Annotated in this window: 12 protein-coding genes; 10 read left to right on the forward strand and 2 right to left on the reverse strand. The window is 64.5% G+C overall.

Going from position 1 to position 13,420, the window contains the following annotated elements:
* The first annotated feature begins 4 nt into the window (after positions 1-4).
* The 8 genes from SD196_RS05635 to SD196_RS05670 all read left to right on the forward strand — a co-directional run bounded on the left by SD196_RS05635 (position 5) and on the right by SD196_RS05670 (position 8,426).
* Positions 5-1,237 carry a type II and III secretion system protein family protein gene (locus SD196_RS05635; RefSeq protein ID WP_331316706.1) on the forward strand — a complete coding sequence of 411 codons (1,233 nt, stop codon included), beginning with the start codon at positions 5-7 and terminating at the stop codon, positions 1,235-1,237.
* A gap of 65 nt (positions 1,238-1,302) precedes the next feature.
* Positions 1,303-2,487, forward strand: coding sequence for a type 4b pilus Flp biogenesis protein TadZ (gene tadZ, locus SD196_RS05640; protein ID WP_275610428.1), 1,185 nt, complete (start codon positions 1,303-1,305; stop codon positions 2,485-2,487).
* A complete protein-coding gene (gene tadA, locus SD196_RS05645; RefSeq protein WP_275610429.1) occupies positions 2,484-3,731 on the forward strand; it encodes a type 4b pilus Flp biogenesis ATPase TadA in 1,248 nt (415 codons plus the stop codon). The genes tadZ and tadA overlap by 4 nt, the downstream gene beginning before the upstream one ends.
* Entirely contained in the window at positions 3,728-4,618 is an 891-nt protein-coding gene (locus SD196_RS05650; RefSeq protein ID WP_331316702.1) for a type II secretion system F family protein, read from the forward strand. Before tadA ends, SD196_RS05650 begins: the two co-directional genes overlap by 4 nt.
* A 10-nt stretch (positions 4,619-4,628) precedes the next feature.
* A complete protein-coding gene (locus SD196_RS05655; protein WP_331316700.1) occupies positions 4,629-5,537 on the forward strand; it encodes a type II secretion system F family protein in 909 nt (302 codons plus the stop codon).
* On the forward strand, positions 5,534-6,364 hold the full coding sequence (locus SD196_RS05660) for a hypothetical protein (protein ID WP_331316698.1): 831 nt from the start codon (positions 5,534-5,536) through the stop codon (positions 6,362-6,364). Before SD196_RS05655 ends, SD196_RS05660 begins: the two co-directional genes overlap by 4 nt.
* Positions 6,365-6,384: 20 nt before the next feature.
* Entirely contained in the window at positions 6,385-6,666 is a 282-nt protein-coding gene (locus tag SD196_RS05665; RefSeq protein WP_275610433.1) for a DUF3613 domain-containing protein, read from the forward strand.
* Between the two features lie 17 nt (positions 6,667-6,683).
* Positions 6,684-8,426, forward strand: coding sequence for a pilus assembly protein TadG-related protein (locus tag SD196_RS05670; RefSeq protein ID WP_275610434.1), 1,743 nt, complete (start codon positions 6,684-6,686; stop codon positions 8,424-8,426).
* 44 nt (positions 8,427-8,470) lie between these two features.
* Here the strand turns inward: SD196_RS05670 and SD196_RS05675 are convergent, their stop codons facing one another.
* The gene (locus SD196_RS05675; RefSeq protein WP_275610435.1) at positions 8,471-9,295 is read right to left on the reverse strand and encodes a response regulator transcription factor; all 825 of its coding nucleotides are present in this window, start codon (positions 9,293-9,295) and stop codon (positions 8,471-8,473) included.
* Between the two features lie 148 nt (positions 9,296-9,443).
* Positions 9,444-9,932, reverse strand: a complete 489-nt coding sequence (locus SD196_RS05680; RefSeq protein ID WP_275610436.1) for a prepilin peptidase — start codon at positions 9,930-9,932, stop codon at positions 9,444-9,446.
* A gap of 200 nt (positions 9,933-10,132) precedes the next feature.
* Here SD196_RS05680 and SD196_RS05685 point away from each other — a divergent pair, with 200 nt between their 5' ends.
* Complete coding sequence (locus SD196_RS05685) at positions 10,133-10,603, forward strand: TadE family protein (protein ID WP_416311120.1); 471 nt, start codon at positions 10,133-10,135, stop codon at positions 10,601-10,603.
* Positions 10,604-10,611: 8 nt separating this feature from the next.
* The gene (locus tag SD196_RS05690; RefSeq protein ID WP_275610438.1) at positions 10,612-13,389 is read left to right on the forward strand and encodes a PAS domain-containing sensor histidine kinase; all 2,778 of its coding nucleotides are present in this window, start codon (positions 10,612-10,614) and stop codon (positions 13,387-13,389) included.
* Positions 13,390-13,420: the final 31 nt, after the last annotated feature.

Raw genomic sequence — 13,420 nt, forward strand, 5'->3', positions numbered from 1 at the left:
ATCGATGTCCAAGCGCTTCATTCTGTCGCTGGCCGCGCTTCTGGCCTGTGCCGTCCACTCCGCAGCGCAGGCAGTGCCGAGCGCCTGTGCCGGATTCGCCGGCCAGCAACTGAATCTCGACGTTCAGCAGGGCGCCCAGCTCGATCAGCAACTGCCGGTGCCGATCAAGCGCCTGGCCATTGGCGATCCGAACATTGCCGATGTGCAGGTGGTCGACAAGCGTGACTTCCTCGTCACCGGCAAGGCCGAGGGCCTGACCAGCCTGTTGATCTGGACCCCTTGCAGCGACCAGCCGATGAGCAGCGTGGTGCGCGTCGGTTCGCGGGCTATCGCCGATGCGGGAGGGGTGCCAGGCAACCTTGCCACAGGCCTGTCCAATCAGGTGCAGACCGACATCCGTTTCGTCGAGGTCAGCCGCAGCAAACTCAAACAGGCCAGCACTTCGCTGGTGCGGCGGGGTTCCAATACCTTCGTACTGGGATCGCCGGGCAGCCTGGGGAACTTGACGGTCGATCCCATAGGCAATCTGGATGGCACCTTCGGCAATGCCAATGGCGGTTTCAACATCATCTGGGGCGGCGGCAGCAGCAAGTGGCTGGGCTTCATCAATGCCCTGGAAGGCAGCGGCTTCGCCTATACCCTGGCGCGCCCGAGCCTGGTGGCGACCAGTGGTCAGAGTGCCTCGTTCCTGGCCGGCGGTGAGTTCCCCATTCCCGTGCCCAACGGCAATAACGACACCATCACCATCCAGTACAAGGAGTTCGGCGTGCGCCTGACCCTGACGCCTACGGTGATGAGCGACAAGCGCATCGCCCTGAAGGTGGCGCCTGAGGTCAGCGAACTGGACTTCTCCAGCGGCATCCGCACCAACGACATCGCGGTGCCGGCACTGACCGTGCGACGCACCGACACCAGCGTGATGCTGGCCGATGGCGAGAGCTTCGTGATCAGCGGGCTGATCAGCAGCAGCACCATCAGCAACATCGACAAGTTTCCCTTCCTCGGCAACATCCCGGTGATCGGCGCGCTGTTCCGCTCCTCGAGCCTGGACAAGGACGACCGTGAGCTGTTGATGATCGTCACGCCGCACCTGGTCCAGCCGCTGGCGGCGACCGCGTCGTTGCCAACGCTGCCGGGGGAAGGTTTGCGCAAGTACGACCCCGGGTTCGGTGAGTTCTATTTCCTCGAAGACGGCCGCTTCGATCAGCGCAAGGCCAGCAGCGGGATGTCGCGCTGATGGATACCTATGACGCGGCATCCCGCCAGAAAACGGGCCGCAGGGAACGGGAAGGGAGCGACAGCATGAGTCAGACATTCGTCGCACTGGTACAGCATCCCGGTGAGCAGGAGTGGCTGCAGAACAGCCTGGCCAGCTGTGGACAGGTGGTGGTGGCCAACAGTGGAACCCTGGAAGAGCTGCTGGCGCTGCTCGATGTCACCGGTGCCAGCGTCCTGTTCACCAGCCTGAACAAGGCCAACCTCGTGGCGCAGAGTTCGTTGGTCGAGGGCCTGGTCTCGGCCCGGCCGCTGCTCTCGGTGGTGGCGGTGGGCGATGGCCTGGACAACCAGCTGGTGCTGGCGGCGATGCGTGCCGGCGCCCGTGACTTCGTCACTTACGGTGCCCGCGCCAGCGAGCTGAGCGGCCTGGTCCGCCGCCTCGGTGGACGCCTGCCCAGCGTGCCGGTGAGTGCCGCGCGGCAGGGTGAGCTCGTGAGCCTGGTGAGCGCACGGCCGGACGCCGATGGCGCCTTCGTGGCGCTGCACCTGGCCCTGGCGCTGCAACGCCAGGCGGATAACCGCGTGCTGCTGGTGGATATCGGCCAGCCCAGTGCAGAGGCGCTGGCGATTCTCGGTATGGAGTCGGCCTTCAGCTTCGCCGATGCCATGCGCAACCTGCGCCGTCTCGACCAGACGCTGATCGACAGCGCCTTTACCCGTCATGACTCCGGGCTGCGCATCCTCAGTTTGTCGGATGAGCCGGGCATCCTGGAGCGCGTCACTACCGCCGAGATCTATCTGCTGCTGGGCAACTTGCGCAGCGCGTTTACCCATGTGCTGATCAACCTTACCGGCGTTGCCGAGGGAGAGCTCAGCGGCCAGCTGTTGGCACAAGCCAACCGCATACTGTGGCTGGTGGATCAGAGCGTGCCCTCCTGCAAGAAGGGGCTGGAGCGCCTGCGCCGGCTGCGGGAGCGCAGTACTGCGCTCCCGCGCATCGAACTGCTGATCGAGCGCTACTGGCCGTCCGTGCCGCCGGACTCGGCGGCCCTGGGCAAGATGTTCGGCCTGGAACTGTTCGGCGTGCTGCCAGCCTCGCCGGAGGCGCGACTGCGGGCGAAGAACATCGGCCAGAGCCTGTTCGACCTGTCGCCGCGCGACCCGCTGACGGTGAAATTGCGCGACCTGGCGGACAATCTTGGCTCGACGGTTAGCGAAAGGCCAAGACGCTTCGCCTGGCTCGGTTGGCCGAAGGCGGTGCGGCCATGAGCTACGGCAGCGACGGCTTTTCCGGGCGTCATGACCAGGACCTGCAAGCGCTGAAAATGCGCCTGCACCGCTACATCATCGACGAGATCGACGAAGACGGCATGAACCTGCTGGAAGGCGCCCGCCCGGCAGTGGCCCAGTACGTCTCGGAGAAGGTCAGCGAGTACGCCGCGCGCCGCCAGCTGGCGATTTCGCGCTACGAACTCGACCGCCTCGCCGAAGAGGTGGTGGATGAGCTGACCGGTTTCGGCCCGTTGGAAATCCTGCTGCGCGATCCGAACATCTCGGAAATCCTGGTCAACGGCCCCGACCGGGTTTTCGTCGAACATGCTGGCCGGCTGTACCAGAGCGACCTCCGCTTCATCGACGATCACCATGTGCAGCGGGTGATCCAGCGCATCCTCGCGCCGCTGGGGCGGCGTCTGGACGAGTCCAGTCCGATGGTCGATGCGCGCCTGCCCGACGGTAGCCGGGTCAACGCGATCATTCCGCCGGTGGCGCTGGATGGGCCCTGCCTGTCGATCCGCAAATTCAGCAAGGAACTGCTCAAGAGCGCCGACCTGCTGGGTTACCAGAGCGTCGACGAGCCGATGCTGGCGTTCCTCCGCCAGGCGGTGGAGAGCCGCTGCAACATCCTCATCAGCGGCGGCACTGGCACCGGCAAGACCACGTTGCTCAACGTGATGAGCAGCTTCATCGACGAGCGTGAACGCATCGTCACCATCGAGGACACCGCCGAGCTGCAACTGGGCCATAACCACGTGGTGCGCCTGGAAACCCGGCCGCCGAATGCCGAGGGCTTCGGCGAGGTGACCGCCCGCGAGCTGATCCGCAACGCCCTGCGGATGCGCCCGGACCGCATCATCCTCGGTGAGATTCGTGGTGTGGAAGTGCTCGACGTGCTGCAGGCGATGAACACCGGCCACGACGGTTCGATGAGTACCGTGCACGCCAACTCCGCCATGGACTCGCTGCTGCGCCTGGAGATGCTGGTCGGCCTGACCGGCCAGCGGGTGCCGGAGCAGACACTGCGGCAGATGCTCTGCTCGGCACTGGACATCATCGTGCAGATCACCCGTCTGGCCAGCGGTCGGCGCTGCATCAGCGAGATCATTGAAGTGCTGGAAGTACGTGATGGGGTGTACGTCACCAACTCCCTGTTCAGCCTCGATCGCCGTGGCAGCGGGCAATTCGTCCGCACCGCGCAGCCGGGCGGGCTGAAGTTCCGTCAGGTGGTGGTATGAGCGGCGCCCTGTTGCTGGCCGCGGTCAGCCTGGTGCTGGCTCTCTTTGGCCTGCTGACCGGCATCATGGCCTGGCGTACCCGGCACAACGAGCAGGTGCTGCAACGCCTGAGCGGCAGCGGCGCGCTGCCGGCGGAGACGGCGCGCGGCCGCAGCAGCCACTGGCTGGCGCGGCGCATGCGCCGCGCGGGTGTTACCGACATGCGCCGCTGGCTGCTGTGTTTCGGCGTGGCGGCGCTGGTGATGGGGCTGCTCGGCGCCCGCCTGGGCGGTGCGCTTGGAGCGCTGGGCGCTGTTGTATTGGCGCTGGCCGGCGGACATGTGCTGCTCAACGTGCTGTACCAGCGCCGTCTGAAACGGATGATCCGGCAAATGCCCAACTTCCTCGACCAGGTGGTGCGCAGCCTGCACTCCGGGCGCACACTGGGAGATGCCATTGCCCAATCGGTGAACGCCTCGGATGACCCTCTGCGGGAAGTCTTCAGCCTGGCGAACAATCACGTACAGCTCGGTATCAGCCTGCCCGAGGCACTGCAGGAAGTGGCGGAGCTGTATGACGTGGAGGAGCTTCACGTGTTTTCCCTTGGGGTGGCGGTGAACCATCGCTACGGCGGCAACACCACGGACCTTCTGGAAAACATCATCAAGGTCATCCACGAGCGGGAAAAACTTAGCCGGCAGTTGCGCGCGATGACCGGCGAGACCCGTCTCAGCGCCCTGGTACTGGCGCTCCTGCCGGTGAGTCTCGGGGCCTACATCCTGCTCACCAACCCCGGCTACCTGATGAACATGTGGCTCGACAGCAGCGGGCGCTGGCTGCTGCTGACCTCCCTCGGACTGCAGGTGCTGGGGTGCTACACGCTCTGGCGCATGCTCAAGAGCGTCTAGGAGACCTGGAATGCCAATGATCTACGGTCTGCTGGTGGTGATTCTGGTGCTGGCCGCTCTGCTGCTGGGGTTGTCGCAGAGCCGCGCTGCCGGCCGTGAGCAGCGCCTGATCGAGCAACGCCTGGGCAGCGGACCCTTGCCGCGGTCCGGCGGCCGGCGTCTGGCGGGCCTGCTGGAGCGTTTGGGGGGCAGCGGGCTGGCGCAGCGCTTGCAGTTACGCGACGACGAAGTGCGCTTGCTGCTGGAGCAGGCCGGCTGGGGCGGCAACACCCCGCGCAGTATCTATTCGTTGGCGCTACTGCTGTGTCCACTTCTGTTTGCGGGACTGGCATTGGGCAGTAGCCTGGCACCTAAGCCATTGTTTGAGTCGTCGCTGCTGCCGGTGGCATTCGCCGCCGGGATCGGGTTTCTCCTGCCCAAGCGCGTATTGGCGCATTTCGCCGGCAAGCGCTGCGAGCGCCTGGCGGAGGAAGTGATCGTGTTCATCCAACTGATCCGCATCCTGTTCGACTCCGGTTTGACGGTAGAGCAGAGCCTGCGCGTGGTACGCCAGGAGGGGAAGAGCATCGTGCCGGTGCTGGCCGAGGAGCTGGAAACCGTGCTGGCGCATATCGACAGCGGCCTGGATCTGGGCGACGAACTCGATCTGCTCAACAAGCGCCTGGCCGTGAGCGAGCTCAGTGATTGCTGCAATGTGCTGCGTCAGATGGTGCGCCAGGGTGGCAGCGCGCGCAGTTCGCTGCAGACACTCAAGCAACTGTTCGAGGACCGCCGGCTGACCGCTTTGCAGGAAAAGGTCAGCAAGCTCGCGGCGAAGATGAGTCTGGTGATGATGCTGCTATTGTTCCCGGCCCTGCTGATCATCCTTGCCGGACCAGGTTTCCTCGCGATTACCAAGGCGTTGGGGGGGATGAGATGAGAAACGCAATTGCACTGGGCCTGCTGAGCCTGATGCTCGGCGGCTGCGCTAATTTCGACACCCTGAGGCTGGGTGGCAGTCCGGTCGGCCAGGCCTGCAGTGAGCACTTACCGCAAGCGCTGGAACTGCAGCTCAACCTGGCGCGGGAAATGCTCGACCAGGGCCGCGCCCACGCCGCCCTGGCCAATCTGGAAACGCTACCGCAGGACTCGCTGGACGTGCGCGAGAGCAAGGCACTGGCGCTGCGCCGTATCGGCAGTCCGTTGGCGCGGACCGAGTACCAGGCACTGCTGGGCACCTGCAAGGCTGGCGAGGCGCACCACGGCCTGGGCCTGATCGCCATGCGCAACGGCAACCGCATCGAGGCCGAGCGCGAGCTGCGTGAGGCGGCGCGGCTGCAGCCGACCGACAGCGCCTTCCGCAACGACCTGGGCGTGGTGCTGCTGGAACGCGGCGACCGCAGCGGCGCGCGTTTCGAGTTCATTACCGCGCTGGAGCTCAGCGAGGGCGGCAAGCTGCCGGCCACCAACCTGCTCAGCCTGATGTACCTGGAAGGCGAGAGCACCCAGGCCGAGGGCTTGATCCAGCGCACAGGCCTGTCCACCGACGATGTGCGCGAGGCCCACGAACGCGCCGATTCGTTGCGTTCGTCGAGCTCCTCGCCCGTGCCGGCGGAGAGCCTCAGCCGTCAACAGCCAGCGCCCGTAACCGAACCGGTCGATGCCGTTGTGCAGGTCCAGACCTCGGTCGTCGATATCGATCCCGTGACCCAGGATCACACCACTGCCGCGGCGCGGGACGCCGGGCTGCTGGTCAAGGCCCGCTGAGGCGGGCGAGGAGGACGATGATGAAGGCATGGATTTTCGCCGGCGCACTGCTGGCCACTCCCTTGCTGGCGCAGGCGGTGGAGGCTCCGGCTGCGCAACCTGGCACCGTCGAACGCGATCAACAGGAGGTGCTGACCTGGCTGGATCTGCAGCGCAGCGGGCGCGCCGCATCGCCCTACCCACAGAGCGCCACGGCGGCTGAACGTGACCGCGCCTACCAGCGCTATCTGAAGAGCTATACCCGCGAAATTCCCGAATACCTGCTCGATGACAACAACGATTTCAGCACCGGGAAGAATTGATTCTTCGGGAGCGGATCATGGGACGCGAACGGCAACGGGGCGCGATCGGCATCATGGCGGCGGGGACATTGCTGCTAGCGTTGGTCTGTCTGGCGCTGGTGGTCGACACCGGACGCTTGTATTACGAGCAGCGCAAGTTGCAGCGGGTGGCCGATATGGCGGCGCTGGAGGCGGCTGGGCAGAGTGGGATGTGCGGTTCGCAGCAGGCGACAGAGATTCAGGGGTATGTGACGGCGAGCGCGGCGAAGAATGGCTTCGTCCCGGCGACTGGTGAAGAGCTGACGGGCGTTCTGGGAAGTATCAAACTGAAGGACGACGCTGGACGTCCGCTGTTACTCCGGGGGTTCAGTCCCGGAGGCAATCTTGCGGACTCTGTGAAGGTCCGGGTCACTCATAATGTACCGTCGAGCCTGATCCTCAACGTCGCCAGTGTATTCAAGGGCGTGTCGGCGCAGACGCAACTGAGAGCTGAGGCCGTGGCAAGGCGTACAGCCCTCGGCGCGTTATCCGCCGGAAGTGGCTTGTTCGACCTGGACTCCAGCAAATCGGCGCTGCTCAACGATCTTCTGGGCGCGCTGCTGCGCATCGACCTGGATGTCGCCAGTTACAACGGCATTGCTGGCGCCAATCTATCGTTGCGTGACCTTGCGACGCAGTTGAACTTGAACGTTGGCACGGTAGAGGAACTCGTCAACACCAATGTGGGGGTTGCCGAGTTGCTCGATGCAGCGGTCAACGCGGTTAGCGCGTCCAATACCGCGGGGGTGGACACGGCCTTGCTCGGCAACGCGTTGGCGGGAGCGACGGTACCCATTACCAGGATTGACCTGGCGTCGATCCTGAGCGTTACCACGCCCAGCGAGCTGTCCGAGACAGCACTGGATTCGGAGGTGAATCTGCTGGATCTGCTGATGGCGACGGCGATGGCGGCGAACAAGGAATCGGCAGTGAGTATCCCCACGGTGAACTTGTCCGTGCCTGGCGTCACCAACCTGACAGCAACGCTCTACGTCATTCAGCCGCCGCAGATTGCTATTGGTTATCCGGGAAAGAATACCGATGGCTCCTGGCGGACCGATGCCAAGCCTGCACAAGTCAGGCTGTCGTTGGGGGCGACGGCCAATCTGTTGGGTATCGTTTCGACGGAGATCAATCTGAGTCTGCGTGCGATCAGCGGGCATGCGGCCTTGGCGAGTATTCAATGCGGGGGAGTCGCGCACTCCTCAACAGCCACGATCCAGGCGGCGGCCAGCCTTGCAACCATCGAAAACTTGAGTTTCAACACTCACGTACTTGGGGCGGCAAAGGACAGCCTGGCGTCGGTCAGCATTGCACCTAAATCCGGGAGCGTTCCGGCCATGATCGATATCGGCAGCAACTCCGACCAGCCGCTGGAGTTCGTCGTCGCCAGTCGCAATGATCTACCTAGCGAAGTCAAACGGATATCGACACCCGTGGGCAATGCCTTGGCCAATGGCCTTAGCGATATCGGCCGCAATCTCCAGATTCAAGTGACATTGGCGCCCTGCAATAACTTTCTCGGCTGTCTGGTGGGGGATGTGCTTGGGGGACTGCTAAACGGACTGTTCAAGACTGTGGCGGACTTGACCACCGGATTGACCGCTGCGCTGGCTCCAATCCTTTCCGACCTGGGGGCGAAGGTACTGGACCCTTTACTCAGCTTGCTCGGTATCCAGGTAGGCAACCTCGATGTCCGTCTTATCGATCTACAAACTCAAACCAATGAACTGCTGATCTGACCCGGTGGACGCCCAGCTCCGGACATCCACTGTTGGTCTGGAGATCAGTGCACCGCGCTGCTATGCGACGCGCTGGGGGAGAGCGCCAGGGCCAGCTGGGTGCGGTTGTGCATGTGCATCAGTCGCAGCACCTGGGATACGTAGAGTTTCACGGTGTTCTCGGTAATGCCCAGGTCGTAGGCGATCTGGTAGTTGGTCAGGCCCTTGCTGACCAGTCGCGCCACCGCTTGCTGGCGCGGCGATAGCTTGTTGAACAGCGGGTTGTTCACCACCGGCGCGATCTGTTCGGCATTGTTCACCTGGCGTTCCGGCGCTTCAGGCTGCTCCTGCTTGAGGACGCTGGACGGCTGTCCGCCGCCATGTACCTCGTACTTGATCTTGTGGATATCCCGCGAGATCGAGTTGAGCGACTCGGCCAGGTACTCCAGGCGCTGGTTCACATGGCTCAGGCTGAGCTGGCTGCGGATGCGCTCGTGCAGGCGCGCTTCCAGGCGTTCCAGCCCATTGAGCAGGTCCAGCGGCGCGACCGGCTTCTGGTAGTAGTCGGCGACGCCTACGCGCATCGCTTCTATCACTTCCTGGCTGCCCTGCTGGCCGGTGAGGATGATGGTTTCGAAGAAGCGTCCGCCGCCGGCGATCTCCTTGAGCGCCTCGACCACGCGGATGCCATTGTCCCGCCCCAGGCCCAGGTCGCAGATCACCAGCCCGATCGCGCTGTCGTCGCGAAACTTCTGCAGGGCGCTGTCCTTGCTGTCGCTGATGACGCAGCGGTAGCCGCTGTTTTCCAGAAGCTCGGAAAGTTCGGCGGTGACCTGGGGTTCATCGTCGATGACCAGCACGCTGAAGCGACGATTGGCCGGTTTGTCCATGACTGCACGCTCCTTGCAAAGGCAAAACACATTGTTCTTGTCGTCCGGCTTTTGGATTTCCGTAGCCGGCTTCTACATCAGGTGACGGATGGTATTAACCCATAGCATATAGTCGTTAAGTCTGGGGTCCGCCATGTGAAGAAATTGTTCAGTGGAAAAATGCGATATACGCCAGCAGCCCGGCAAACAGGGAAAATATAAAAGGGAAGGACTTGAGCCGCGACGGTAACAGTCTCGCTAATTTCGTTTGGAAATTAGCCTTGATCCAATCCGATCTCATCGAAAGTTTGCTGGCTAACATCAGTGCCAGGCTGATCAGGCTCGCCAGCGCCAGTACATAGAGCAACAGTTGCGGATCACTGGCCAGGGCGAGGGCGAGCAGTGCCTTGACGTCGGCGGCGCCCAGTTTGCCCAGCAGATAGCCCGGCACGCTCAGCGCCAGAGCCAGAAGAGCAGCCACCAGCGCGGCCTGCGGCGAATGACCGGTCAGCGTATGGCCTGTGGTCAGCAGGAAGGCCGCCGCGATCAGCGCGCCGCCCAGGGTCAGCAGGTTGCTCACGCGCAGGCGTGTCAGGTCCTGGTAGGCACACACCGCGAACCAGCCCAGCAGCAGGAAGTTGACCAGCATCGGGAGCATCCCTGTTCACACGAAAGAGTTAATACCTTATACCGGGAATGTCTCTTCGCCAGCAGCATCTAGTATTAATCAATCAGCGCCGGGTTCTGCCAAAAGTTTCTTCAGGATTCTTTCGCGCAGCCGATTAACTGAACGATCAATCAATTATTGAAAACCTGAGCGATCAATCAAGCATCGAAGTTATTCGAGGAGTGCCGCGGATGAAAGGAATCGGCAGTTTCCAGAGGCAACGCGGAGCGGTGGCGATCGAATTCGCTGGGGTTTTCGTGCTGTTCTTCGCAGTGCTCTACGGTTTGCTCGGTTACTGCGTGCCGTTGCTGATGTTGCAGGCATTCAACGATGCCGCTGCGTCTGGTGCGCGTATTGCCATTTCGGTTAATCCGCAGGCCCCTGGTTACAACACCTTGCTGCAAACGACAGTGACGACTGAAGTGAATAGGCGTCTGGCCTGGATGCCTGCGTCGTGGCGCAATGGCTGCTACGGTGGCTCATACTTGGAAATGCCGCCGCCCACTGAGACGATAGACACGCGCGTCTACACGCGTATCAACGTATGCGTCAGCTATCCCTACGCGACCTCGCCGATCGTGCCACTGCTGAGCTTGCCCGGGATTGGCACCATCCCTCGTCTGCCGCCCGTACTTAGCGGCAAGGCCACAGTGCTGTTCTGAGGGCCGCAATGTTCGATTTCTTCCGCTCGCTGACCGGCTCGCAGGATGACGAGCCGCCGGAGCCTGCGCCTAACCGTCCCCTGGCTGCGCGCCAGCGCCCGGCGTTGACGGCCGAGGCGGTGGAGCCGCCGACCGCCGCGGCGCACTGGGACATCTGGCTGGAGCTGGACGGCCGCGACCGGGTGGTGGCCCGTGGTGGGAGGCAGGTACATCGGCTGCTGACGCCCTCCGGTGGCGCGGAGTTGCCGGCGCTGGGCGACTACCTGGAGCGCCGCCTGCCCGGCAGCATGCCGCTGACGGGGTTGCGTGGCGGCGAGCGGGTCGATCTGGCGCTGCGCAGCACCGGTGACCTGCCGCTGGTGTGCCGCTTCCAGGCGGTATTGCAGGCCGACGAGCATTGCCTGTTGCTGGGCACCGATATCTCCGACCTGAACTGGCAGTCCGACAGCCAGCAGCACAAATTGCAATGCCTGAACCTCAGCAAGCTGCTGCTGGCACGCTTGCGGCACAGCTCGCAGCGGCGCCTGGGCGACGCGGTGGGCGAGGTGCTGGAGTCCTTCTGTGGCGCCTTCCAGATGCGCTCGATGGCGCTGCTGCTGGAGTCGGCCGATGGCGTGCTGAAAGTCTTCGCCTGCCACGTCCAGCCGGGGTTCGACAGCCTGTTGCGCGAGGGCCTGACGCTGCCCGATGGTGAACTGCGACAGGCCTCCGGCGCCTATCTGCTGGAGGCTGGCGCAGGTCATTCCGAGCTGTTGCGGATGCTCTGCTGCGACTGCCTGTACCTGGTGCCGGCGCCGGTCCGTGGCGGACGCCTGGCCGGGCTGCTGGCCGAACCGGCGGGGCCGGGCGCCGCCGCCCAGGGGCCGACGCCCAGCGACTGGCAGTACCTGGCGGAAATCCTCGCCAACCTGGTGCATGAGCGTTCCGAACTGCACAACCTGCGCGACAGCAGCCGGCGCCTGAGCCTGCTGCAGGACATGGTCGGCGGCGGTTGGTGGCGGATGCGTCTTGAAGACGAGGTGTTCGAGCTGTCGCCGGCCGTGGCGGCATGCCTCGGGCTCGGCGCCGGGCAGGGTGAACTGGCCCTGGCCGACCTGCTGGCGATGCTGCACCCGGCCGACGCCGATGAGCTTCGCCTGCGCCTGCGCAACCTGCAGCCCGGCGCACGCCTGGTGCAGGATCTGCGCCTGCGCGGCCAGGCGACCATGCAGACGCGCCGCTGGCTGCGCCTGCAAGGCCGGATGCAGGCGCGGGCCGGCGACCAGATGATGGATGGCGTGCTGCTGGATATCAGCGAGGGCAAGCTGCAGGAGGAACAGGCGTTGGCGGCCCACGCGCGGCTGCGCAACCTGATCGACAGCGCGCCGGTGGTGATCTATGTGCAGCGGGTGGAGGAAGGGCACCTGATTCCCGAGTTCTACAGCGAGAGCGCCGGCAACCTGCTGGGTCTCGACCTGCAAGGGCAGAACTGGCAGGCGCTGGCCGAACGGGTGCACCCGGAGGACCTGGAGATCTTCCTCGCCCGTGGCCGCGAGTTGTTGCGCGAGGGCAGGGTGCGTACCGAATACCGCCTGCGCGATGCCGCCGGGGAGTGGCACTGGCTGTACGACGAGGCCAAGCTGCTGCGCGATATCCAGGGCATTCCGCAGGAGGCGGTCGGCCTCTGGCTGGACGTCACCGAGCAGCATCTGGCGGCGCTGCAGATCGCCGAAAGCGAAGAGCGCTACCGGGTGCTGGTGGAAGACTCGCCGGCGCTGATCTGCCGTTACGCCCCGGACCTCACCCTGACCTTCATCAACCACACCTTCGCCCAGGTGCTGGGCGAGCCGGTGGAGGCGCTGCTCGGCCGGCGCCTGGATGAGTGGCTTTCCGCTCAGGATTGCAGCGCCCTGCGTGCCCGGCTGGTCGGAGGCGCGCAGGTGACCAGTGACGACTCTTGGGAATTGCGCTTCTCGCTGCCCGGCCAGCGCAACCTCTGGCTGGTCTGGGCGGACCGCCCCTTGCTGGATGCCGACGGGCAACTGGTGGAGGTGCAGGCGGTCGGGCGCGACAACACCGCCGTACGCCGCGCCCAGCAGCAGTTGGCGCAGGGGGCGAAGATGGCCAGCCTGGGCGAGATGGTCAGCGGCATGACCCACGAAATGAAGCAGCCCCTGCATGTGATGCGCATGGCGCTGTACAACGCGCGTCAGCGGCTGGCCGATGCCGACTACCTGAAGGACAAGATCGAGCGCGCGGACGCCCAGATCGACCGCCTGTCCCGGGTGGTCGCCCACATGGGGGTGTTCAGCCGCACCTCCGAGCTGGAGATGTCGCCCTTCGATCCCTTCGCGGCCTGCGAAGGTGCGCTGGAGCTACTGAGCGAGAGCCTGACGCAGCAGGGCATCCTGCTGGAGTGCCGGCCACCGCTGCAGCGGGTGGTGGTCCACGGCTTCGCCGATCAGCTGGAGCAGGTGCTGATCAACCTGCTGGCCAACGCGCGCGATGCGCTGCTCGGGCGGGACGGCGAGGGCGCGCGCTGGATCGGCCTGTCGCAGGAACCCTGCGCCGATGCGGGATGGGTCGAACTGCACGTGCGGGATAACGCCGGCGGCATCGATGAAGCCCTGATGGAGCGGATCTTCGAGCCGTTCTTCACCACCAAGCCGATCGGCAAGGGCACGGGCCTGGGGCTGTCGGTGAGCCATGACCTGATCCGCAACATGGGCGGCAGCCTGTCGGTGGACAACCACAAGGGCGGAGCGCGCTTCCGGGTGCGCTTGCCGCTGCGGCCGGTGGCCGACTGAGCGATCGGCACCCGTTGCGCCGGATAGGTAG

It is taken from the genome of Pseudomonas macauensis (genome assembly GCF_047902425.1).
GTDB lineage: Bacteria > Pseudomonadota > Gammaproteobacteria > Pseudomonadales > Pseudomonadaceae > Pseudomonas.